Origin of the sequence: Phenylobacterium sp. LjRoot225 (assembly GCF_964252855.1) — a bacterium.
Lineage (GTDB): Bacteria > Pseudomonadota > Alphaproteobacteria > Caulobacterales > Caulobacteraceae > Phenylobacterium.
On record NZ_CAXUPL020000004.1, the window covers coordinates 112,765 to 135,057 of the forward strand.

Annotated in this window: 18 protein-coding genes; 14 read left to right on the top strand and 4 right to left on the bottom strand. The window is 69.5% G+C overall.

Going from position 1 to position 22,293, the window contains the following annotated elements; all coding sequences use genetic code 11:
* The first annotated feature begins 63 nt into the window (after positions 1-63).
* The 9 genes from ACSQ2B_RS20540 (at position 64) to ACSQ2B_RS20580 (ending at position 13,261) form a co-directional block, all read left to right on the top strand.
* Positions 64-2,034 (top strand): hypothetical protein, encoded by a 1,971-nt coding sequence (locus tag ACSQ2B_RS20540; RefSeq protein WP_436052799.1) that lies wholly within the window; start codon positions 64-66, stop codon positions 2,032-2,034.
* Positions 2,031-3,056, top strand: a complete 1,026-nt coding sequence (locus ACSQ2B_RS20545) for a hypothetical protein (RefSeq protein WP_436052801.1) — start codon at positions 2,031-2,033, stop codon at positions 3,054-3,056. Before ACSQ2B_RS20540 ends, ACSQ2B_RS20545 begins: the two co-directional genes overlap by 4 nt.
* On the top strand, positions 3,053-4,279 hold the full coding sequence (locus ACSQ2B_RS20550; protein WP_436052803.1) for a hypothetical protein: 1,227 nt from the start codon (positions 3,053-3,055) through the stop codon (positions 4,277-4,279). The genes ACSQ2B_RS20545 and ACSQ2B_RS20550 overlap by 4 nt, the downstream gene beginning before the upstream one ends.
* Positions 4,280-4,415: 136 nt before the next feature.
* Positions 4,416-6,143, top strand: coding sequence for a type I secretion system permease/ATPase (locus ACSQ2B_RS20555; protein WP_436052805.1), 1,728 nt, complete (start codon positions 4,416-4,418; stop codon positions 6,141-6,143).
* Positions 6,140-7,516: an HlyD family type I secretion periplasmic adaptor subunit gene (locus ACSQ2B_RS20560; protein WP_436052807.1), complete on the top strand. Its 1,377-nt coding sequence runs from the start codon at positions 6,140-6,142 to the stop codon at positions 7,514-7,516. The genes ACSQ2B_RS20555 and ACSQ2B_RS20560 overlap by 4 nt, the downstream gene beginning before the upstream one ends.
* A gap of 302 nt (positions 7,517-7,818) precedes the next feature.
* Positions 7,819-9,555, top strand: coding sequence for a beta strand repeat-containing protein (locus ACSQ2B_RS20565; RefSeq protein ID WP_436052809.1), 1,737 nt, complete (start codon positions 7,819-7,821; stop codon positions 9,553-9,555).
* Between the two features lie 138 nt (positions 9,556-9,693).
* A complete protein-coding gene (locus tag ACSQ2B_RS20570; RefSeq protein WP_436052811.1) occupies positions 9,694-11,340 on the top strand; it encodes a glycosyltransferase family 4 protein in 1,647 nt (548 codons plus the stop codon).
* A gap of 311 nt (positions 11,341-11,651) precedes the next feature.
* The gene (locus ACSQ2B_RS20575; protein ID WP_436052813.1) at positions 11,652-12,500 is read left to right on the top strand and encodes a hypothetical protein; all 849 of its coding nucleotides are present in this window, start codon (positions 11,652-11,654) and stop codon (positions 12,498-12,500) included.
* Positions 12,501-12,505: 5 nt separating this feature from the next.
* On the top strand, positions 12,506-13,261 hold the full coding sequence (locus ACSQ2B_RS20580; protein ID WP_436052815.1) for a hypothetical protein: 756 nt from the start codon (positions 12,506-12,508) through the stop codon (positions 13,259-13,261).
* Between the two features lie 5 nt (positions 13,262-13,266).
* Here the strand turns inward: ACSQ2B_RS20580 and ACSQ2B_RS20585 are convergent, their stop codons facing one another.
* Positions 13,267-14,022 (bottom strand): sulfotransferase domain-containing protein, encoded by a 756-nt coding sequence (locus ACSQ2B_RS20585; protein WP_436052816.1) that lies wholly within the window; start codon positions 14,020-14,022, stop codon positions 13,267-13,269.
* Positions 14,023-14,127: 105 nt separating this feature from the next.
* On the opposite strand from ACSQ2B_RS20585, the gene rfbF reads away from it, so the two are divergent.
* Genes rfbF through ACSQ2B_RS20610 form a run of 5 tightly spaced genes read left to right on the top strand, consistent with a single transcriptional unit; the run spans position 14,128 to position 18,665 of the window.
* Positions 14,128-14,892: a glucose-1-phosphate cytidylyltransferase gene (gene rfbF / locus ACSQ2B_RS20590; protein ID WP_436052818.1), complete on the top strand. Its 765-nt coding sequence runs from the start codon at positions 14,128-14,130 to the stop codon at positions 14,890-14,892.
* Positions 14,883-15,941 (top strand): CDP-glucose 4,6-dehydratase, encoded by a 1,059-nt coding sequence (gene rfbG / locus ACSQ2B_RS20595; protein WP_436052820.1) that lies wholly within the window; start codon positions 14,883-14,885, stop codon positions 15,939-15,941. The genes rfbF and rfbG overlap by 10 nt, the downstream gene beginning before the upstream one ends.
* Positions 15,938-17,179 (top strand): methyltransferase domain-containing protein, encoded by a 1,242-nt coding sequence (locus ACSQ2B_RS20600; protein WP_436052822.1) that lies wholly within the window; start codon positions 15,938-15,940, stop codon positions 17,177-17,179. The genes rfbG and ACSQ2B_RS20600 overlap by 4 nt, the downstream gene beginning before the upstream one ends.
* Complete coding sequence (rfbC, locus tag ACSQ2B_RS20605; protein WP_436052823.1) at positions 17,179-17,712, top strand: dTDP-4-dehydrorhamnose 3,5-epimerase; 534 nt, start codon at positions 17,179-17,181, stop codon at positions 17,710-17,712. The genes ACSQ2B_RS20600 and rfbC overlap by 1 nt, the downstream gene beginning before the upstream one ends.
* Positions 17,712-18,665 carry an NAD-dependent epimerase/dehydratase family protein gene (locus ACSQ2B_RS20610; protein WP_436052825.1) on the top strand — a complete coding sequence of 318 codons (954 nt, stop codon included), beginning with the start codon at positions 17,712-17,714 and terminating at the stop codon, positions 18,663-18,665. The genes rfbC and ACSQ2B_RS20610 overlap by 1 nt, the downstream gene beginning before the upstream one ends.
* A 149-nt stretch (positions 18,666-18,814) precedes the next feature.
* On the opposite strand, the gene ACSQ2B_RS20615 is transcribed toward ACSQ2B_RS20610, so the two are convergent.
* The 3 genes from ACSQ2B_RS20615 to ACSQ2B_RS20625 form a co-directional block, all read right to left on the bottom strand.
* Positions 18,815-21,103, bottom strand: a complete 2,289-nt coding sequence (locus ACSQ2B_RS20615) for an O-linked N-acetylglucosamine transferase family protein (protein ID WP_436052826.1) — start codon at positions 21,101-21,103, stop codon at positions 18,815-18,817.
* An 86-nt stretch (positions 21,104-21,189) separates the two neighbouring features.
* Complete coding sequence (locus ACSQ2B_RS20620) at positions 21,190-21,480, bottom strand: SemiSWEET family sugar transporter (protein WP_436052827.1); 291 nt, start codon at positions 21,478-21,480, stop codon at positions 21,190-21,192.
* 58 nt (positions 21,481-21,538) lie between these two features.
* Positions 21,539-22,186 (bottom strand): sensor histidine kinase, encoded by a 648-nt coding sequence (locus tag ACSQ2B_RS20625; RefSeq protein ID WP_436052828.1) that lies wholly within the window; start codon positions 22,184-22,186, stop codon positions 21,539-21,541.
* Between the last annotated feature and the right edge of the window lie 107 nt (positions 22,187-22,293).

Sequence of the window (22,293 nt, forward strand, 5' to 3'; positions counted from 1 at the left end):
TTGATCGGCCCGACCATCTGTTGCACACAGGCCCTCGCCGCCGCGAAGGGAAGAATACGCCGTATGGCCGCCACGGCCAAAGCTGAGGACGTCTACCAGATCGTCGCGACGACGTTCGACCAGGCCTTCTATCGGGCGACCAATCCCGACCTGAACCTGACGGACTTCGACCCGATCTGGCACTACCTCGAGTACGGCTGGCGCGAGGAGCGCGATCCTGCGCCCTGGTTCTCGGTGCGGCGATATCTGCAGCGGCATCCGGACGTCGCCGCGAGCGGCCGCGAGCCCCTCCGCCACTACATGGAACAGGGTGTCCGGGAAGACCGCGCCGTCTTCATGTCGGACCATGCCGCCGCCTATCAGCGGGACTACGGCGAGACCTGGAGCTATGTGCCGGAGACGCGGCCCCTGACGCTTGCGTCGCAGGAGGAGCCGACGCCGCGGCCGTTCGATGACGCCGACTGGCGGGTCGTGGGGCCTCGGTTCAACAGCGGCTTCTACCGCGAGGCCTATCCGGACGTCGTCGCCAAGGGCGTCGACCCGATGGAGCACTTCCTCACCGTCGGATGGCGGGAAGGCCGTGATCCGACGCCCCAGTTCTGCGTCCGCGAATATCTGCAGGACAATCCGGACGTCGCCGCGACCGGAATCAATCCCTTCGTCCACTACATCGTGGCCGGCCGCGCGGAGGGACGAGCGCCGCGCCGCGTCGAGGGATTCCGCCTGAAGATCGCCGCCGACCTGACCTCGCTGGAGGCGCGGGTCGCCGAGGCCGCCGATCGAGCGCGAATCGCCGAGCCCGCTGCGGACTTCGCCGCCGCCGCCGCACCGTCGCGCACCGGCCTGAAGGACCTGCACGTCACCTTCAGCCACGACGACTACACCGCCAACCTGGGCGGGGTGCAACTGTGCCTGCAGTACGAGGCGCAACAGATGGCCGGGCTCGGCCGCGACCACCTGCACCTCTGTCCCACGACCTCCTGGCCAGTGCTGCGGCGGAGCGAGCCCGGATCGCTCGCCGCCATCCTGAACGGCCGCGCGATCGGCGTCTTCAGCGCCCACGCCGTCGCCGAGGGCCTGGCCGCCCTCAGGAGGCCAGAGGGGCGCGGGCAGGCGACGCGCGGCAGCTTCGCCATCCACAACCTGCTGGGCCACAGCGTCGACGAGGTTCTCGAGATCCTCGAGGCGGCGAGCCTGAGCGAGGGCGCCTTCTGGCTGCATGACTTCACCAGCCTTTGCGCCGGCTACCAGTTGCTGCGCAACGATGTGGAGGACTGCGCCGCGCCGCCGCCGGACAGCCCGGCTTGCGGGATCTGCCTCTACGGCCCCGGCCGCATGCCCCAGGTCGCCGAGCATGAGCGGCTGTTCCGCAAGCTGCGTCTCACCGTGGCCAGCCCGTCACAGGTGACGCTCGACTTCTGGCGCGACAGATCAAGCTACCCGACCGCCGCGACCGTGGTGCACCCCCACGTCCGCCTGATCCCCCGACCGCCGGCGCAGCCGTCGCCCGAGCCGGGGCGGAGCGAGCCTAGGCCGCTGCGGCTGGCCTTCTTGGGCTTTCCGTCGGCGCACAAGGGCTGGCCGGTCTTCGCCGGGCTGGCGGCGGACTACGCGGACGATCCGCGCTATCGCTTCCTGCACCTCGGCGCCCAGCGCGATCCCCGCACGACCATCGAATTTCACCCGGTCTCGGTCAGCCTGGCCGAGCCGCGGGCGATGCAGCAGGCCCTGGAGGCTCTGGAGATCGACGTGGCGGTCATCTGGTCGATCTTCCGCGAGACCTTCTGCCTGGCGGCCTATGAGGCCATCGCCGCCGGCGCGGCCATCGTCACCTCGCCGGAGAGCGCCAATGTCGCGGCCCTGGTGGCGGGGGAGGGGCGCGGCCGGGTGCTGGCCGACGAAGCGGCGCTGCGGCAGGCCCTGGCCGACGGCGACCTGCTCGCCCTTGCGCGCAGCATCCGTCAGCCCCGGCTCTACGACCTGGCCTTCAGCGGCATGACGGCCGACCTGCCGCTGGCGAGCGCGGCCGCATGAAGGTCCTCTGCTTCTCCAGCTTCACCTTCTCGTACCTGAACCGCGCGCGGGTGCTCTACGCGTCCTTGCGGCGCTTTCATCCCGACTGGGAGCTGGTGGCGCTGATCACCGACGAGCCGCCGCCGGGCTTCGTGCTGGACGTCGCCGCCGAACCCTTCGATCGGGTGGTCTATGCGTCCGAGCTCGGTATCCCGACCTTCAGGTCCTGGCTCTTCAAGCACGACGTCGTCGAGGTCTGCACCGCGGTGAAGGGACCCTTCCTGCTGCAGGCCTGCAACTCGGGCGCGGACGCCGTCATCTACCTCGACCCGGACACGGCCCTGCTGGGCAGCCTCTCGCCGCTGGAGGCCTGGCTCGAGGCCGACGACATCCTCCTGACCCCGCACCTGCTGGACCCGAACGACGATCGACAGGCGATCGAGGACAACGACGTGGCGACCTTGCGGACCGGGATCTACAATCTGGGCTTCGTCGCTGTGCGCACCTCGGGCGAGGGCGCGCGTTTCGCCCAGTGGTGGAACGACCGCCTGTTGACCCACTGCTATGACGATATTCCCAACGGACTGTTCGTCGACCAGCGCTGGTGCGACCACGTCCCGGCCCTGTTCGACAAGGTCAAGGTCGTGCGCGATCCGGGCTACAACGTCGCCAGTTGGAATCTCAGTCGCCGGAAGGTCAGCGTGGAGAAGGACGGTCGCATCCTCGTCAACGGCGCCCCGCTGCGGTTCTGGCATTTCACCAAGCTCGGACCGGTGGGGGACGCCATGACGCGGCGCTACGCCGGGGAGAACTTCCCGGTCTACGAGATCTGGAGCTGGTACAAGCGCGAGGTCGCCGCGGCCACCGACCCGGCGATCCCGTCGCGCTGGTGGGCCCATGGCGTCTATCAGGACGGCGGCCCGATCGAGAAGGCGCACCGGCTGCTCTATCGCGGCCGGCCGGACGTGCAGGCCGCGTTCCCGGACCCCTACGCGGTCGGCGCGGGCAGCTTCCAGGCCTGGATGGCGGAGTTCGCGGCGTGAACGCACCGGTTCGAACGGATCCCTGGGAGGATCGCCAGCAGCCCGACGCGCTGATCCAGAAGGCCGCTGCGGCCGCCAAGCTGGTCGACGAGCTGCGCGGCGAGATCGCCCGGCTCCACGCCCGCCATGCTGTGACGCGCGCGGAGATGGGCCAGGCGGTGATCGGGGTTTTCGCCGAGCACGCCCGCCGTCTGGCGGCGCGGCGCGCCGCGGTGATCGAAGCGGGCCGGACGCGAGCCTTTGCAGGGGTGGACCTGCTGAGCCGGACGGCATGGCGCCGCCGCTCCCTTCTGCTGCCGCTCGGCCGGGTCGGGCAGGCCCTTGTGGTTCTCGCCTCGGGCATGTGGCGTCGGAGCGGACGTCTGATCTATGATCTGCGGCACATCGCAGCCTATCTGCGCCGCGGGGCCGATCCGACCCTCGCGCCGCCCAGCCTGTTCGACCAGGCCTTCTACCTGAGCCGCGGCGCCGACGTGACGGCCGAAGGCGTGTCGCCCCTGCTGCACTATCTCCTCTCCGGCGGGCTGGAGGGGCGCGAGCCCCATCCGCTGTTCGACAGCGCCTTCTATGCGCGCGAGAACGCCGAGGCTCTCAGCGCGAGCGGCCTGTGGCCTGCGGCGCACTTCGTCGTGCATGGCGCGCAGAGCGGGCGCGACCCGCACCCGCTGTTCGACCTGGCTCACTACCTCGCCCAGGCGCCGGTGCTTGCGCCGGGCGAGGATCCGCCGTCGCATTATCTGCGCGAAGGCTGGCGTCTCGGCCTGTCGCCGCATCCGTTGTTCGATCCCGCCTGGTACCGATCGCAGATGCCGGCGAGCGCGGCGGAGACGCCGCCGCTGGTGCATTTCGTCTTCGAGGGCGCGGCCGCCGGCCTGTCGCCGCACCGGCTGTTCGATCCGGCCTGGTACCTGGCCCAGCTTCCCGAAGCGGGGGAGGCGGGGCGAAATCCGCTCCTCCACTACCTCTCCGTGGGCGCCCGGCAGGGCCTCAGCCCCAGTCCTTGTTTCGATCCGCAGCATTATGCCGCGCGGCGCGGCGACGCGCTGCCGGCGGGGGTCGATCCGCTGATCGACTATGTGCTGGGAGGCGCCTGGGCGGTCGCCGAGCCGATGCCGGGGTTCGCCACCACGGCCTATGTCGCGGCCCATCCAGAGCTCGTGCGCCTAGGAATAACGCCCCTGGAGCACTGGGCGCGATCCGCCGAACAGCGTCTGCGAGATTGACAGGGCGGTAGGCCACGAGCATCTCTCCGCGGGCGCCAGGCGCAGTGCAGCGGAGCGGAGACGCTTCGCGGCGCTCCGCAATTCAGCCACCTTTCGGGTATCTTGGCGGCGCCTCGGACGGGACAGCTCGGCGACCATGAAATTTCTGACGTTCCTCACGAACCAACCCGACAACGTGCTGACGCGCGCGTTGAACGAGGGCAAGAAGCCATTCGCCGTCGCGGCGGTGTTCAGCTTCTTTTCCAATGTCCTCTATCTGGCCATGCCCCTCTACACCTACCAGGTGTACGGCCGGGTGATGCAGAGCGAGAGCCAGTCGACGCTCTGGGTGCTGACCTTCATCACCGTCTTCGTCTTCGCCGTCTCCAGCGTGATCGACGACTATCGGGCGCGGATCCTGATCAACTACGGCGTGGTGCTCGACCAGCGCGTCTCCGGGCGGCTGTTCTCGAGCCTGTTCGATTCCGCGGTGCGCGGCGACGCCAACGGCCGCTCGCAGGTGCTGCGCGACCTCGATTCGTTCCGGCAGACCCTGACCGGGGTGGCGGCGGCGGCCTTCTTCGACCTGCCCTGGATCCCGGTCTTCATCTTCGTCCTCTACCTGATCGACCCCCTGGTCGGCGTGCTGACCACCGTGGGGGCCGTCGCCCTGATCTTCCTGGCCCTGGCGCAGGAACGCGCGATCCGGCCGCCCATGCGCGAAGCCAACGACGCGGCGCTGAAGAGCTACGCCTTCACCGAGGCGGCCCTGCGCAACGGCGAGGTGGTGCGGGCCATGGGCATGCTGCCGACGCTCGGCCAGGCCTGGGCCCACTTCCGGCGGATCACCATCGAGCGGGGCGCCGACACCGCCGAGGTGTCGAACGCCTACGCCGACACCATCAAGGCCACCCGGATGGCGATCCAGATCCTGACGATCGCCGTCGGCGCCTGGCTGATCATGAGGGGCCAGCTGCATTCGGGCATGCTGTTCGCCAACATGATCCTGGCGGCCCGCGCGCTCTCGCCGATCGAGAAGATCGTCGCCGCCTGGGAGCCGCTGAACAACATGGCCCGGTCGCACGGCCGGTTGATGGAAATCCTGCAGAAGGCCGAGCCGGCCTCGTCGGCGACGGCGCTGCCGCGGCCCAAGGGCCGGCTGAGCGTCGAAGGGCTGAACTTCGCCCCGCCCGGCGCCACCCGGCTGCTGCTGTCCGGCGTCAATTTCCAGATCGAGCCTGGGGAAGTGCTGGGCGTGATCGGCCCGTCCGGCGCGGGCAAGTCGACGTTGGCGCGCCTGCTGATGGGCATCTGGCGGCCGATCAACGGCATCGTGCGCCTCGACGGCGCCGACGTGTTCAGCTGGAACCGAGCCGATTTCGGCCGCCACGTCGGCTACCTGCCCCAGGACACCGAGCTGTTCGCCGGGACCGTCCGCCAGAACATCGCGCGTTTCCGCGATGACATCACCGACGAGCAGGTGGTGCGCGCCGCGCAGCTCGCCGGCGTCCATGAGCTCATCCTGCGGACCGCCAAGGGGTACGACACCGAGGTGGGCGACGGCGGCGTCGTCCTGTCGGTCGGGCAGCGGCAACGGGTGGGCCTCGCCCGCGCCATGCTCGCCGATCCCGCCTTCATCGTGCTCGACGAGCCGAACGCCAGCCTCGACGCCGAAGGCGAGGTGGCCCTGATGAGCGCCATCGAGACCATGAAGGCGAACGGCGCGACCGTCGTCATCATCTCGCACAAGGTCGGCGTCTTCCGCGTGGCCGACAAGCTGCTGGCCCTGCGCGACGGACGCATGGAGCTGTTCGGCGGGCGCGACGCGGTGCTCGCCAGGCTGACGAAACCCGCCGAAGTGCGCGCCGTGGAGGCCGGACGATGAAGCTTGATCTCGGGCCGCCCCACGGCCACGGCTACGTCACGCCGGTCTTCGGCACGGAAGTCGCGGGACCGATCGCTCCCCACCTGCAGCGCAGGCTGCGGCGGCCGATGATCATCGGCGGCGTCATTATCGGCGTGCTGGTCCTTGGCCTGGGCCTCTGGGCCGGCCTGACCCCGTTGGCCAGCGGAATCACGGCGCAGGGCGAGGTGGAGGTCGAGGCCAACCTCAAGACGATTCGCCACCGCGAGGGCGGCACGGTGCGCCAGATCCTGGTGCAGGAAGGCCAGCTGGTGAAGGCCGGCCAGACGCTGATCACCTTTGACGACACCGACGAACGTGCGTCGGTGGAAGTCCTGCAGAACCAGGCCGACGTGCTCACGACCCAGGCCGCCCGGGCCGCGGCCGAGGCCAGCGGGCGGGAGACGATCGAGTTCCCGCCGGAGCTGATGGCGCGGGCGTCGGATCCGCGCGTGGCGGGGTCGATCCGCGACCAGCAGCTGCTGTTCAGCACCCGCCTGCAGCTGTTCAAGAGCCAGACCTCGGTGCTCGCTCAGCGCCTCGACCAGATCCAGAACCAGATCCAGGGCGACCAGGCCCAGGTCGAGTCGGTGAAGGACCAGGCCGCGCTGACCGAGGAGGAGATGGCGGGCTACAAGACGCTCTACGCCAAGGGCTATGCGCCCCGGCAGCTGATCCTGCGCTACCAGCGCTCGATGTCCGAGCTGGCCGGCCGCAAGGGCTCGCTGCTGGCCGATATGGCCCGGCTGAAGCAGCAGCAGGGCGAGACCCGCATGCAGATGGTCACCATGAGCGACCAGCGGCACACCCAGGCGGCGGACGAGATGCGCGACGCCCAGGCCAAGCTGGCCGACGTGCTGCCGCGGCTGACCGCCGCCAAGGCGGCGCTCGAACACTCTGTGCTCCGCTCCCCGGTGGACGGTTACGTCTTCAACCTCACCCAGTTCACGCCCGGCGGCGCGTCGAACCCCGGGGAGGTGCTGATGCAGGTGGTGCCCGCCAACTCCCCGCTGTTCGTCCAGGCGATGATCAAGCCGCAGGACATCGAATCGGTCCGCATGGGCATGGATGCGCGGGTGCGAATCCTGGCGCTGAACCCGCGTTGGCACAATCCGATGGACGCGAAGGTGACCATGGTCGGGCCCGAGAAGACGAATAATGAGAAATTGGGACTGTCGTTTTACCGCGTAGACGTGCGAATCGATCCCAAAGAACTGACGAAACTCCGGCCGGGCGAGCGCATCACCCCCGGAATGCCGGCGAGCGTGATGCTGGTCAGCGGGAATCGGACGCTGCTGAGCTTCCTGATTTCGCCCATTACCGACACGTTGGAAGACGCATTCCATGAGCGGTAAGGCAGACGGTTTCGGACGGGCTTTCAGAGGCTCGTCCGACACCGTTTTTTAACCGTTTTCTGGGCCGATTTCCGAGCGTTTTCCCCCTGCGCAGACGCGGTAAAGCTCGGCCTCCAAGCCGCCCTAGTGTGGCCTTTTTGATATTGCGCGACGGGCCCTCATCCGATACGTCTTCCATCGGGCTCGTTTAACCTTCGCCGCGGTTCCGCCGTGGCGCATGGGGTGATGGACCGTCGGGACCGCTCCATCGGGGATGGGGGTCAGGCGTGCCGGGGTCCGTGTGACACAGACTGGAGAGAATAATGGCGAACTATACTTTTGAGACGATCACTGACGCACAGGCGCTGAGCTACAGCTCGGGCTCCGACTCGTTGGTGATCTCCAACACGACTTCGACGGGCGCGAAGTTCCGCGTCGCCTTTGTGACCGATCCGGGCGACGCGACGACGCCGGCGAGCGTCAAGGTCGTGGTGACCGACTCCAACAGCGGCGTGGTGAAGACCTTCGGTGCGGGCCTGTCGGGCGAAACCGTCACCATGGCTTCGACCGGTTCGAACCTGTACGTGGGCAGCACGGCTGGCGAAACCTTCGGCACGGCCGCCGGTCTCGCCGCGGGCGCCTTCCTGGGCGCGGGCGACGACACCATCACCGGCACCACCAGCGCCGACTACATCCAAGGCAACCAAGGCGGCGACATCCTCGCGGATGGCGGCGGCGCCGGCAACGACACCATCTACGGCGGCGCTGGCAACGACGCGATCACGATCAGCTCGACCGGCAGTGACTTCGTCCAGGGCAACCTCGGCGACGACACGATCTCGGCCAGCGGCACGGGCTCGCACACCCTGCTCGGCGGTCAAGGCGGCGACTCGATCACCGGCGGCGCGGGCGCTGACATCATCAGCGGCGACCTCGGCAACGACACCGTCGTCGGCGGCGGCGGCAACGACATCATCCATGGCGCGGCCGGCAACGACACCCTGACCCTGTCCTTCGGCGCCACGACCGATGACAGCCAGGCGTTCGGCGACGACGGCGACGACACCATCACGCTGACGGCGTCGACGCATACGACGACCATCGAAGTGAACGGCAACGCCGGCAACGACACCATCACGGCGGCTGACGTCGGCTCCTCCATCTACCACGGCGGCGCTGGCAACGACACGATCACCGTCACCGGCACGGGCGCGAAGTACATCGCCGGCGACCTGGGCGATGACACCTTCACCATCACCGCGGGCGGCAACGACACCATCCTCGGCGGCGACGGCAACGACGGCATCACCTACACCGGCACCGGCTTCTCGGCCTCGATCGACCTGGGCGCTGGCACCAACACCCTGGCCGTGACCCACGGCGCTGGCGTCGGTAACGACACCATCCTGGGCGGCGACGGCAACGACACCATCACGATCACCGGCAACGCCGCCTACACCGGCTCGGAAAGCATCGACGCCGGCGCGGGTAACGACACCGTCACCCTCGGCCTCAGCACCGCGGCGGGCAACGACACCGTCTCCGGCGGCCTCGGCGACGACACGATCACCGGCGCGGCCCACACTGCGGGCGGCGGTCTTTCGATCGGCGGCGGTCAGGGCAACGACCTGATCACCGGCGGCGCGGGCGCTGACACCCTCACCGGCGGCTTCGGCGACGACACGATCACCGGCGGCGCCGGCAAGGACGTGTTCTTCGGCAGCGATGGCAACGACACCTTCGTGTTCAGCACGAGCGACTCGAACATCGCCATCGGCAGCCAGGACCAGATCCGCGACTGGACCTCGGGCGACCACCTGAGCTTCACGACGACGACGGCGTCGGCCTACATCGAACAAACCGTCACGGACTACGCGGCGGCGACGGCTTTCGCCAACACCCAGTTCGGCGCCGGCAACGACATCGTCGCCGTCCAAGTGGGCAGCGACGTGGTTGTGTTCGCCGACACCACCAACGGCGGTGGCCTGACGGCCGCCGACAGCGCGGTGGTTCTGGTCGGTCGCTCGCTGAGCGACATTGACTCGACCAACATCGTCTAAGCCTTACGGCTCAGACAAAGCTTGGGGCCGCCCTTCGGGGCGGCCCTTTTCTTTTGGGGCCTTCCTTCCGGTCTTTCGGGACTTCCGTCGGCTCTTTTCGGACTTCCCTTCGCGCGGCGGTCGCGGTCTTAAAGGGCCATGTCGAACGCAGCCCTCTATTTCCATCCCGACGCCTACGACACGACCGGCGCGCGCCTTATGGGCCGCCATTCCGCGGGCGAAAGCTTCCTGCGCGGGTTCCTGCGTCACGGTCAGGTGGACGCGGTCCACCTCTGGAATGTGAACCGGCGACCGATCGCCGAGGTCATGGCCATGGTCCGGCGGATCCATCCCAACGAACGGGCCCTCACCTGGCATGCCAGCCGCCGCCGGCTCGGCGAGGTGGGCGTGCTCAACATGCCGGTGCCCGGGATCGCCGGCGAGGCCTGGGCGCGCCGCCCGCTCGGCGAGCAGTCCTATGCGATCTGCGGCATCACCCATACGACCGCCACCGCGGCCATCATGCAGAACGTCTCGGACCTGCTGCTCTCGCCGCTGCAGGACTACGACGCCTTGATCTGCACCTCCGAAGCGGTGCGCGCCTCGGTCGAGACCCAGCTCGACGGCGTGCGCAGCTACCTCGCCCAGGAATATGGGCCGCGCCGGCGCCCTGAACCGCAGCGCGTCACCATCCCGCTCGGCATCAACGTCGAAGACTTCGCCACCACCGCCGAGCATCGCAAGGCCTGGCGCGAGAAGCTCGGCATTCCCGAGGACGCCGTGGTCGCCCTCTATGTCGGCCGGTTCAGCGCGCGCGCGAAGATGAACCCGGCGCTGATGGCGATCGCCCTCGAGCAGGCGGCGCAGCGCACCTCGCGGCCGCTCTATTGGGTCAACTCCGGCTGGGCGGCGACCGAGCAGGCCATCAGCGAACACCACGAACAGGCGCGGGCGCTCTGCCCTTCGGTTCACTACCGCGAGCTCGACGGCCGTCCCGCCGATGTCCGCTTCTCGATCTGGTCGGTCGCGGACTTCTTCATCAGCTTCTCCGACAACATCCAGGAGACCTTCGGCCTGACCCCCGTGGAGGCGATGGCCGCCGGCCTGCCCTCGGTCGTCACCGATTGGGACGGCTATCGCGACACCGTCCGCCCGGGCGAGGACGGCTTCCGGATCGCGACCTACGCCCCCCGTCCGGGCGACGGCGGCGACCTCGCCTACGCCTACGCCGACAGCGTGATCAACTATGAGACCTATGTCGGGGCCGCGAGCCAGTTCACGGCCATCGACTTCACCGCGGCCGCCCAGGCGATCGTCGACCTGGCGGAGAACGCCGACCTGCGCCGCAGGATGGGCGCTCAGGCCAAGGCGCGCGCGCTGAGCGCCTTCGACTGGTCGGCCATCATCCCCCAGTATCAGGCGCTGTGGGCCGAGCAGAACGCCCGTCGCCGCGCCGCCCCGGTCGTGCCTGCGCCGGCAGCCAATCCTTTCCGGCCCGACCCCTTCACCCTGTTCGGCGGCTACCCGACCCACCACCTCCAGCCGGGCTGGCAGGTCAGCCTGCCGCCCGGCGCCGCCTGGGGTGGCCTTCTGGCCGTCCTGACCTCGCCGCTCGCAGCCCACAGCGACGTGCACCGGCCCAGTCTCGATGCGGCGCGCAAGGTGTTCGACGCGCTCGCGCAGCACGGTCCCGCCACCGTCGCGGAAACCGCCGCGCGGTTCGCACCGAGCGAGCAGCCGTTCGTTCAGCGGGGACTTCTGTGGATGGCGCGATTTGGCGCGGTCGTGCTCACGCCCCGAGCCTAAGCGCGTTCAAGCCTAAGCCCACAAACACAAAGGCCGGACAGCGAACCTTGCGGTCTGCTGCCCGGCCAAAGCGACACAGCCATGGAGAGCTAGGCTGACGTCAAAGCTTAGCCGAAAGCGGCGCTCGGGCAAAGAAAATCCGGGTCCCGGGCGATCAACTTCCAGAGAGCAGGCGGCGGCCCGCCGCCCCATCGGGCAAGACTCCGAAGCGCGGCGCAGCTAGAACGAGCGACGACTCAAACCTAGCCGCCCCGGGTTCGTCGGCGCCTCGCGCGGCGCGCGACCGTGATGCGGCGCAGCCGAACGAGACCATGGGGACGGAACCGCGAGACCTGGTGGTTGTGATGGCCGGCGACCGGTCGCTCCACGAGAGCTTCGTCGCCGATCGCGCGTTCGACCTGTGGGTGGTCTACTACGGCGACTCCGAGGAGGTCGCCCAGCGCTACAGCGCCGGCGCAGACCGGTTCTGGCGGCGCAAGGGGCTGAAGATCGACCTCATCCGCCAGGTCCTGCTGGAGGAGGTCTGCCTCGGCGAGGGCCAGGATTATTCCCAGTACCGCTATGTCTTTCTGCCCGACGACGACATCCATTTCGAGGCTGGCGCGGCGGACCTGCACAAGCTGTTTGCAATGGCGGCCGAACTGGAGGCCGACGCCTTCCAACCGGCGGTGAAGAACGACAACGTCTCGTTCAGCGCCACGCGGCAGATGGCCGGCGTCGTCTGCCACCACGTCAACTGGGTCGAGAACATGATGCCGGGCTACCGCTCCGACATCTTCCGCACCGCCTTCCTCGCCGGCGTTCACGCGCTCGAATACATGAAGTCCGGCTGGGGCTCGGAGATCATGGCCATCAAGCTCGCCGAGGTGATGCTGGGCCGCGGCGTCCGCAGCTACGTGATCGACGCCTGTCCGGCGGTGCACACGCGGCCGGTCGGGGCCAACTCCGCCGTGCACGAGATCGGCCGCGACGAAGAGTTCCTGTTCCCGCAGCTGACCACCAACCAGCTCAAGGCCTACACCGCCTTCCGTACGACGGCGGCGGCCCGCGAGCACATGGCCGGCGTCCGGCCGCAACCGCGCAACCGGCTGGCCATCGAGCTCTACATGCAGAAGACGCGCTTCGCACGGAAGCTCTGGCGCAATCTCGCGGAGAAATAGGCGGGATGAACCAGCCGGCGAGCCCGATCGGGCAGTACTATCCCGACGCTGCGGATCCGCAGGCGCCGGCGGACGTGGCCGTGGTCATGCCCACCATCCTTCGCCCCTGCATCGGCGCCGCGGTGGAGTCCGTCTTCCGGCAGACCTTCCCCGGGCGGATCCAGCTGATGATCGGCGTGGACAAGGCGGGCGAGACGCCGGTCGACCTCGCGGCCCTGCTCGACCGCCGGCCCAGCCACGTCTCGGCCCTGGTGCTGGCGCTGCCCTATTCGACCTCGATCCGGCACGGCGGCGTGCACCCCGCGACCGACGGCGGCTCGCTGCGCTCCATGCTCAGCTTCATGGCCAACACCCGCTATGTCGCCTACCTGGACGACGACAACAGCTGGGAGCCGGACCATCTCGCAGGCGTGATGCAGGCGATCCGCGGCAAGGTGTGGGCCTATTCGCTCCGTATGCTGATCGACGAGACCACCGGGCGCGAGTTGGGCGTCGACCGCTGGGACTCGGTCGGCCCCGACGCCGGCCGATTCGCGCCGCAGGGCGGGCTGGTCGATCCGAACTGTCTGCTCGTCGACAAGGTGCTGGCCGCGCGGGCCTTCGGCCGCTGGGCGGAGGGGCCGGGCGTCACCTCGGACCGCGCCTTCTTCGCCGCCATCAAACAGGCGTCGCATGCTCGCGTGGAGCGGGCCAGCGTGCGCTACGGCATCCGCCCGACCAATGTGCTCAACACCTTCCTGCGCGAGAACACGCAGTTCTGAGTCGGCTAGCGGTAGCTGAAGCCGGCCAGCGCCTGCAGCCGGTCCTGATCGCGGGCGTAGACGCCGCGCAGCCAGGCCGTGTCCTCCGCCGTCAGCGTCGAGCCGTAGTCGATCTCCCGGCCGACATGGACCTCCCGCGCCGCCGGCGCCGGCGCATCGGCCAGTCCGAGAAAGCCGCGCGCCTGGCTGAGCGCCGCGGCCGGATCCCGCCTCAGGTCCTCGGCGCGCAGGATCAGGACCTGCTCCCGTGGGAATTGGGCGAACAGCCGCTCCAGCTGTTCGCCATAGAAGCCGCGTTCGACATAGGAGAACTCGCGGTGATGGCCCCAGGGCGCGACGGGGGGCCGGGCCTCGAACAGGCGCTGGCGGCCCTGGCGGATGCACCAGCCGAAGGGCTCGCGCTCGGCGCCGCGCGCGTATTCCATGCGCCAGTGCGACCAGGCCCGCTGCACCGGATCGCGCAGGGTCACGATCAGCCGCATCGCCGGATTGTAGGCGGCGATGCGCTCCAGGGCGTTCGGCCAGTAGAGGTAGATCGGCGTCGCCTCGCCGCACGGGTGTCCGTCGGGGGCGTCGAACTGGGCGTGGTAGGCGCCATAGTCCGGAGCACGCCAGTCCCGGGTCTCGTCGTCGAAGAAGTGGACCTCCTTCACGCGCGACAGGGCGACGTCCGGATAGTCCGCCAGATAGTCGTAGAGCGCCGTCGTGCCGCCCTTCTGGACGCCGGCGATGAGAAAGGTGACGCGCGGCGCCTCTGCCATGCCGCATCCATCTCGCGCGATGGCGATCAGCGCAAGCTTCATCCGGGCGGAGGTTCGCTATAAGAGGGAGCGAGTGGGGCTGGGAAGGCCCGCAAGAGGCGAAGCATGAAGACGGTGATCCTCGCGGGCGGGCTCGGCACGCGCATCTCGGAAGAGAGCCATCTCCGGCCCAAGCCGATGATCGAAGTCGGCGGTCGGCCGATCCTTTGGCACATCATGACGCATTACTCACGTCATGGCTTCAACGACTTCATCGTGTGCCTTGGATACAAAGGCTACATGGTCAAGGAGTATTTCGCCAACTATGTGCTCCACAACGCCGACGTCACGGTCGACCTGGCCAGGGGCGCCATCGAATATCACGCCACCAACCACGAGCCCTGGCGGGTGACCCTCGTCGAGACCGGCGAGCAGACCATGACCGGCGGCCGGTTGAAGCGGGTGGCCGGCTACCTCGATCCGGCGGAGCCCTTTTTCCTGACCTATGGCGACGGTCTCTCGGACGTCGACCTGACCGCGCTCGCCGCCTTCCATCGCCAACACGGACGTGAGGCGACGGTCACCGCGGTGGCCCCGCCTGGCCGCTTCGGCGCGCTGGAGATCAACGGGGGCCAGGTTCAGCGCTTCAGCGAAAAGCCGCCCGGCGACAACGGCCTGATCAACGGCGGCTTCTTCGTCCTGCAGCCGAGCGTGCTGGGCCGTATCGACGGCGACGCCACGGTCTGGGAGAACGCGCCGCTGGAAGGCCTCGCCCACGATGGTCAGCTGATGGCCTACCGTCACGACGGATTCTGGGCGGCGATGGACACCCTGCGCGACAAGAACCACCTGGAGAGCCTGTGGGCCTCGGGCGCGGCGCCGTGGCGTTGAATCCCGGCTTCTGGCGCGGCAAGCGCGTCCTGCTGACCGGCCACACCGGCTTCAAGGGCGCCTGGGCGGCGATCTGGCTGTCGCGGATGGGGGCCGAGGTCACCGGCCTCGCCCTGCCGCCGGACCAGGATCCCAGCCTCTACGAGCTGGCCGGCGTCGCCCGCCGGGTTAGCTCGCGGCTGGTGGACCTGCGCAATCCGGAGGCGGTTCACGCCCTGGTCGCCGACCAGGCTTTCGACCTGGCGCTGCACATGGCCGCCCAGCCGATCGTCCGCGCCGCGATCGAGGATCCGATCGAGACCTTCGAGACCAATGTCATGGGCACGGCCCACCTGCTGCAGGCGCTGCGGGACCAGCCGGCGCTCCAGGCGATCCTGGTGATCACCACCGACAAGGTCTACGCCAACGCCGAGACCGGCCGGCCCTTCGTCGAGAGCGACGCCCTGGGCGGCAAGGATCCCTATTCGGCCTCCAAGGCCGCGGCCGAGCTGGTCACCGCCAGCTTCGCCAAGAGCTATTTCGAGCGCGAGGGCGTGCCCGTCGCCACGGCGCGCGGCGGCAACGTCATCGGCGGCGGCGACTTCTCACGCGACCGCCTGGTGGCCGACATCGTCCGCGCCGCCCAGGCCGGCGAGACCGTCGAGCTGCGCCATCCGGAAGCCACCCGGCCGTGGCAGCACGTGCTCGACTGCGTGGCCGGCTACCTCACCTATCTGCAAGCCCTGGCCGAGCGTCCGGAAACGCCGCGGGCGCTGAACTTCGGTCCTCGTCCTGGCGGGCCGGAGGTGACCGTCGGCCAGCTGGCGAGCCTTGGCGTCGCGGCCCTGGGCGCCAAGCCCTGGCGTCACGACCCGGATCCCGACTCGCTGGAAGCGCGCTCGCTGGCCATCGACGCCACCCGTGCGGCCGAGATCCTCGGCTTCCAAAGCCGGCTGGACGCGCCGGCGGCCGTGGCGTTGACCATGGACTGGCACCGTCGCCAGGCCGCCGGCGAGGCCGCGCTCGACTTGTGTCTGGAAGAGATCGCAGGCTACGAAGCCTGCTTATGAGCGCCACCCCCCATTGCCGGTTCTGCCGGACCCCCTTGGTTCACACCTTCGTGGACCTCGGCGATCAGCCCTTGGCCAACAGCAACCTGACGGGCGAGCAACTGGAGGCCGGAACCGAGCGTCGCTATCCGCTGCACGCCCGGGTCTGCCACGCCTGTTTCCTGGTCCAGGTGGACGACGTCGTGCCGGCGGAAGCCATTTTCGACCAGGACTACGCCTACTTCTCGTCCTTCTCGCCGAGCTGGGTGGCGCACGCCCGGCGCTACGCCGAGTCCATGGCCGAGCGGCTGAACCTCGGGCCGGACTCCCTGGTGGTCGAGATCGCCAGCAACGACGGCTATCTGCTGCAGCACTTCGTGGCGATGGGCGTGCCGGTGCTGGGGATCGAGCCGGCCGCCAACACCGCCGAGGCGGCGCGGGCGCGCGGCGTGGCCACCGAGGTCGCCTTCTTCAACGAGCAGACGGCCGTAGCGCTGGCGGCGCGCGGCGTTCGCGCCGACCTGATCGCGGCCAACAACGTCCTGGCCCATGTGCCCGACATCTCGGCCTTCGTGGCCGGTTTCGGCCATGTGCTGAAGGGCGAAGGCGTGCTGACCTTCGAATTCCCGCACCTGCTGAACCTGATCGAGCTGGTGCAGTTCGACACCATCTACCACGAGCACTTCTCCTACCTGTCGCTGCTGGCGGTGGAGCAGGTGCTGGCGGCGAATGGGCTGCGGCCCTTCGACGTCGAGCTGCTGCCGACCCATGGCGGCTCGCTCAGGCTGTTCTGCTGCCACGTCGGCTCGGACCGGTCGGAGACCGAGGCGCTGCAGACGCTGCGCGAGCGCGAGGCCGCCGCAGGCCTGGGGCGGATCGAGACCTATCTGGACTTCACGCCCAAGGTGGAGGCCGTCCGCGACAGCTTCCGCGCCTTCGTCGCCGCCGCCAAGGCGCAGGGCCGGCGGATCGCCGCCTATGGGGCGGCGGCCAAGGGCAACACCTTCCTCAACTACTGCGGCGCCACGGCTGACGACATCGTCGCGGCCTTCGACGCCAACCCCGCCAAGCAGGACCATTTCCTGCCCGGGACCCACGCCCCGATCCTCGCCCCGGACAAGGTCAGCGAGGTGCGGCCGGACTATCTGCTCATCCTGCCGTGGAACCTGAAGGCCGAGATCATGGGCCAGCTGGCCCATATCGCCGAATGGGACGGAAGGTTCGTCGTGGCCTCGCCGCGGACCGAGGTGGTCGGCTGATGCGGTTCACCGCGACCGCCATCGCCGGCGTGGTCGTGGTCGACATCGAACCGCGCACGGACGAGCGCGGCGCCTTCGCGCGGCTGCACTGCCCGGAGGAGTTCGCCGCCGCGGGCCATCCCTTCGTTCCGGCCCAGACCAGCCTGTCGCGCAATCTGCACGCCCGCACCCTGCGCGGCCTGCACTACCAGCCCGCGCCCTACGCGGAGACCAAGCTGGTGCGCTGTGTCCGCGGGCGGATCTTCGACGTGGCGGTCGACCTGCGTCCCGACAGCCCGACTTACCGCCAATGGACCGCCGCCGAGCTGTCGGCTGAAAACGGTCGGGCCCTGCTGATCCCCGAGGGCGTGGCGCACGGCTTCCTGACCCTCGAGCCGGACACCGACGTGATCTACCAGATCGCGCCCGAGTATCGACCGGGCCATGAGGCCGGGGTGCGCTGGGACGATCCCGCCTTCGCCATCGCCTGGCCGGCGGCGCCTGAGATGATCTCGCCGCGCGACGCCGGCTACCTGGACTACGAGGCCGGCTGATGGGCGAGAGGGTCCTCCTCACCGGCGCCAGCTCCTTCACCGGCCTGTGGATCGCCGAGGCCCTGGCCACGGCCGGGTTCGAGGTCATTGCCCCCCTTTTGCGCGAGCGCGGCGACTACGACGCCGAGCGGCTGGCGCGCATCGCCCGGCTCAAGTCGGTGGCGCAGGTGGTCCATGCCCGCCCGTTCGGCTCGGAGGCCTTCCTCGACCTGGTCCGCAGCCGATCGAAGATCGCGGCCCTCGCCCATCACGCCGCAGACGTGACCGGCTACCGCGACCCCGGCTTCGACGCCGCCGCGGCGGTCGCGCGCAATCTCGCCGGCGCGCCGGAGGTGCTGCAGGCGCTGGCGGGGCAGGGCGCGCGCGCCGTCCTGGTGACCGGCACGGTGTTCGAAGCCGGCGAGGGCGGCTCACGCGACGCTCCCCTCGCCGTGACGCCCTACGGCCTCTCCAAGACCCTGACCAACGTCGCCTTCCAGCACTACGCCGCCTGGGCTGGACTGCGGTTCGGCCGCTTCGTCATCCCCAGTCCCTACGGCCCGTTGGAGCAGCAGCGGTCCTTCCCGGCCTATCTGTTCCGCAGCTGGTTCGCCGGCGAGACGCCGGTCGTGCGCACGCCGCTCTACCTGCGCGACCACCTGCCGGCGCCCCTGCTGGCGCGGGCCTATGCCGAGCATCTCGCCGCACTCCTGAGCGACCCTGCTGCGCCCTCGGTCCATCGTCCGAGCGGCTGGGTCGCGACCCAAGGCGACTTCGCCGAAAAGGTCGCCGCCGAGGCCGGTCGCCGGCTCGGCCGCGCCTGTCCGGTCGCCTTCGCGGAACAGACCGAGTTTCCCGAGCCGCTGCGCCGGGTGAACGCCGAGCCCGCCCCGCGCGAGGGCTGGGACGAGACCGCCTTCTGGGACGACTACGTGGGCTGGTACGCGGCGTTGCAGGCCGCCGCGGGGCGCTGACGTTCGTATTCGTCATGGCCGGGCCCCGTCCCGGCCACCCATGAACGTCGAAGGCGCAGGACGGGCTTCGTCCTTCGGTGTGCATGGGTTCCCGGCACAAGGCCGGGAATGACGGGGGAAGGGGCGGAGCCGAGCCGAGCCGCCTTGAGTTAGTGGTCCGCCGCTTCGAGCGTCCGCGCCACCGCGGCGTAGAAGTCGCGCGCCCAGGCCTGGGTCTGGCCGAGCGGGCTCGCCTGCATGCGCTGGCGCAGGCCGGATCGCAGTTCGGCGATGCGGGCGGGATTGGCGGCGAGGCCGGCGGCGATCGCCACGTATTCGTCGACGGAGTGAGCGCAGAGATCGCCGAGGCCCAGGTTCATCAGGGTCGAGTAGCTCAGCCGCTCAAACACGCCTGCGCCCACCAGGGTCACGCAGGGCGCGCCCATCCACATCGACTCGCAGGTCGTCGTCCCGCCGGTCTGGGGGAAGCAGTCGAGGCTGATGTCGAGGCGGTTGTAGTGCGGCAGGTGCGCGCCCCGCACCGGTTCGAACTGGATGCGATCGGCCGAGACCCCGCCGGCTTCGAAGATGGCGCAGAGGTTCTCGCGGAAGGTCCGCGCGCCGCCTTCCGGACGGATGAACAGGAACCGCGAGCCCGGCGTCTCGCGCATCACCCGCGCCCAGGCGGCGATCACATGGGGTGTGTATTTCTGCGGATTGTTCGCCGTGCCGAAGGTCACATAGCCGTTGCGCGCAACCGGCGGTTCGGGATTGGCGGCGGGCTCCGGGCGGAAGTGGAAGGCGCCCAGCGGATACCAGGCGTGCGGCAGCATCAGCGGCCTTTCCTGGATCAGCTCCGGCCGCTGCGGCATGACGTAGGGGTCGACCACAAGGTAGTCGATGGTCGAGAGCCCCGCCGAATGCGGATAGCCCAGCCAGCTCGCCTGCCGGGCGGCGGGCCGGTAGGCCATGACGTCCAGCTTGTTCATGTAGGTCGATCCGCCCAGCTCGATCAGCATGTCGAGCTGGTCGTCGGCGATCACCTGGGCGGCTTCGCGCGCGCCGATCTCTGGCTTCCAGCGGAAGGCCTTGGCCCGGCTGGCCATGGCCTTCTGCACCTCGTCCTCCGCCCCCTGGGAGTAGGAATAGGCGTAGAGATCGAAGCGTTCGTCGATGCTCTCGAACAGCGGCATGGCGAAATAGCCGACCGGGTGGCGGCGCAGGTCCGAAGACATCAGGCCCAGCCGGATGCGACCGTCTTTCGCGCGCGGCTTCGGGCGGCGGATCGGCGCCTCGGCGGTGTGGCGCTCCACCTTCCGACCCCAGATCTGATGCTGCTCCAGAAGCTCGGCGCGGTCCTCGTCCGTCTCCACCGCCGAGAGCTGCTTCATCAGGGCGGCGTGGCGGCCGCTCTCCGCCCAGGCGCGGCCGCGGCCGCGGAAATCGCCGACGCGGGGCATGGCGTCGTAGTCGGCCACCCGCTGCAGAACCTCGTAGAGGATCTTCCGCGCCCCCGGGTCGGTGATCTCGCCGCCCTGCGCCAGGGCCGACTTCGCCAGCTGGTAGGCCTCTTCGATGTTGGCGCCTTCGTCGCCCGCACGCGTGCGCTCCAGGCTCTCGATCAGCGTCAGCCGATAGTCATTGTTCGTGGGCTCGAGCTCGATCGCCCGGCGCAGGTGGACGTTGCCGCTCGCGCGGTCGTATTCCCCAAGCGTCTGGCCGAGCTGATTGTGCAGCCAGGCCGAACTCTCCAGTTGCGGCAGAAAGCTCCGCAGATAGGTCTCCGCGCGGCGGAACTGTCCCGCCCGGCGCAGCACGATGACCCGGGCCTCGATCAGGCGCGGGTGGGCCGGATTGGCCGCTATCGCCTTGTCCAGCACCTCTTCGGCCTGTTTCGTCCGGTGCAGCTCGTTCAGCGCGCCAGAGAGGTCCAGCCAGGCGTCGATGAGATCCTTCTGCAGCGCCACGGCCTGGCGGAACCGCACCAGGGCGGGGTCGGTCTTGCCCTGCAGCAGGAAGGCGCGGCCGAGCTGGCGCTGAAATTCGGCGTTCCGCGGCTGCTGGCGCACCAGCTTGGTCAGGCCTGCCTCGGCCCGGGCGCCGTCGCGCAGGTCGAGCAGCACGTTGCAACGGTTGTATTGCGGCGCGTCCAGCTGCGGCGCGATCCGGACGGCGTCGTCGAGCGCGGCCAGCGCCTCCTCGAGACGGCCAAGGCGGCGCAGCAGAATGCCGCGAAGATTGGCGAGATCGACGTCGCGCGGATGCTGGGCCACGGCGCGGGCCGCCCAGGTCGCGCCCTCTTCGTAGCGGCCGGCCTGGTAGAGCTGGGTGAGAAGGGCGCGGTAGACTTGCGCCGGACGGGCGGGATCCTCCGCCAGCGCGGCCAGGACGTGGTCGATGGCCTCCGCCGTCCGCCCCGCGTTGAGGGCCGCTTGCGCCGCCGCCAGTCGATCGCTCATGCCACACCGTCCCAAGCGCGCGCGCGAGGCGCCTGCGCCGGCAGCCTTAAGGCGCGGCGCGGTGAATGGCTAGAAGGAGGGCGTGGCTAGACGGCGGCGTGAGGCGCCGCGCCGCGGCCCTGGTCGAACCGCCACTTCAGCACCAGGATGGTGGCGGAGAGCGCCAGGCAGACGGCGTTGGAGCCGATGATGGGCCAGCTGTCGATCATCACGCCGTAGGCGATCCAGAGGCTGAAGCCGGTGACGGTGACGGCGTACATGCGCAGCGAGACCGCCGAGGCGTCGCGCTCGCGCAGGATCTTGAGGATCTGCGGCACGAAGCTCGCCATCGAGCAGAGCGCAGCGCCCGTGCCGATGATGTTCGCCAGATAGGACATGCTCACGACCTCGCGCGGTCGAGGTGCAGGTGCGCGGTCGGGCGGGAGGCGGATGAGCTCATGGGACGGTAACGACGACCTGCAGTCCGGGTTGCGCATCCTTCCAGGCGACGTCGGCGCCGAGTTGCTGGGTCAGCAGGCGCGTCATGAACAGGCCGAACCCGCCGTCGGCGCTGCCCGGCGGCAGCCCTGGCCCCTCGTCCTGCACCGTCAGCGCGAAACCGCCGCCGACGGGCTCCAGCCGGACCGTCACCTCAGCCGGGCGGCCCGTCGCAGCGCCGTGGGTCAGGGCGTTCTGCGCCAGCTCATTGACCATCAGGGCCATCGGGCAGGCCTGGGCCGCGGAGACCTCGACCGGCGCGAGGTCCAGATGCACGACCGCCCCGCCGCCCTGGGCGCGCGCCAGGGTCGAGACATGTTCCCGTATGAAGGCCGTGAGGTTGAATCGGTCCGAATCCGGAGCGTCGAGGATTTCGCGATGCACCGCGGCCACGGCGCCGACCCGCTGGTGCATGGCCTTCATCGCCCGCTGGGTCTCCGGCGCCGCCGAGCGGCGCCCCTGCAGCAGCAGCAGGGATGAGACCAGCTGGAGGCTGTTCTTGGCGCGATGGTCGACCTCACGGGCGCGCTCGCGCTCCCGATCAAGCGCAGCCTGCAGCGCCTCGACCGTGGTCGGCTCGGGTCTGGTGTCTGGCCCCTCTAGCATCCCCGCAGCCGCCCCTGAGCCTCATCCCTGGGAAAAACGGCGTCGTCCCGCCCTTGGTTCCTCTTGCACGTGAGCGGCGTTCTTGTCACGGCCGTGACACACCCATG

What these genes read in the sequence shown, in the direction of transcription:
- ACSQ2B_RS20610 (WP_436052825.1), top strand. Translation starts at nt 17,712, where the DNA reads ATGGGCGAGAGGGTCCTCCTCACCGGCGCCAGCTCCTTCACCGGCCTG.
- ACSQ2B_RS20585 (WP_436052816.1), bottom strand. Translation starts at nt 14,022, where the DNA reads ATGGCAGAGGCGCCGCGCGTCACCTTTCTCATCGCCGGCGTCCAGAAG.
- rfbF (WP_436052818.1), top strand. Translation starts at nt 14,128, where the DNA reads ATGAAGACGGTGATCCTCGCGGGCGGGCTCGGCACGCGCATCTCGGAA.
- ACSQ2B_RS20615 (WP_436052826.1), bottom strand. Translation starts at nt 21,103, where the DNA reads ATGAGCGATCGACTGGCGGCGGCGCAAGCGGCCCTCAACGCGGGGCGG.
- ACSQ2B_RS20620 (WP_436052827.1), bottom strand. Translation starts at nt 21,480, where the DNA reads ATGTCCTATCTGGCGAACATCATCGGCACGGGCGCTGCGCTCTGCTCG.
- ACSQ2B_RS20580 (WP_436052815.1), top strand. Translation starts at nt 12,506, where the DNA reads ATGAACCAGCCGGCGAGCCCGATCGGGCAGTACTATCCCGACGCTGCG.
- ACSQ2B_RS20540 (WP_436052799.1), top strand. Translation starts at nt 64, where the DNA reads ATGGCCGCCACGGCCAAAGCTGAGGACGTCTACCAGATCGTCGCGACG.
- rfbC (WP_436052823.1), top strand. Translation starts at nt 17,179, where the DNA reads ATGCGGTTCACCGCGACCGCCATCGCCGGCGTGGTCGTGGTCGACATC.
- ACSQ2B_RS20570 (WP_436052811.1), top strand. Translation starts at nt 9,694, where the DNA reads ATGTCGAACGCAGCCCTCTATTTCCATCCCGACGCCTACGACACGACC.
- ACSQ2B_RS20545 (WP_436052801.1), top strand. Translation starts at nt 2,031, where the DNA reads ATGAAGGTCCTCTGCTTCTCCAGCTTCACCTTCTCGTACCTGAACCGC.
- ACSQ2B_RS20555 (WP_436052805.1), top strand. Translation starts at nt 4,416, where the DNA reads ATGAAATTTCTGACGTTCCTCACGAACCAACCCGACAACGTGCTGACG.
- ACSQ2B_RS20575 (WP_436052813.1), top strand. Translation starts at nt 11,652, where the DNA reads ATGGGGACGGAACCGCGAGACCTGGTGGTTGTGATGGCCGGCGACCGG.
- ACSQ2B_RS20600 (WP_436052822.1), top strand. Translation starts at nt 15,938, where the DNA reads ATGAGCGCCACCCCCCATTGCCGGTTCTGCCGGACCCCCTTGGTTCAC.
- ACSQ2B_RS20560 (WP_436052807.1), top strand. Translation starts at nt 6,140, where the DNA reads ATGAAGCTTGATCTCGGGCCGCCCCACGGCCACGGCTACGTCACGCCG.
- ACSQ2B_RS20625 (WP_436052828.1), bottom strand. Translation starts at nt 22,186, where the DNA reads ATGCTAGAGGGGCCAGACACCAGACCCGAGCCGACCACGGTCGAGGCG.
- ACSQ2B_RS20565 (WP_436052809.1), top strand. Translation starts at nt 7,819, where the DNA reads ATGGCGAACTATACTTTTGAGACGATCACTGACGCACAGGCGCTGAGC.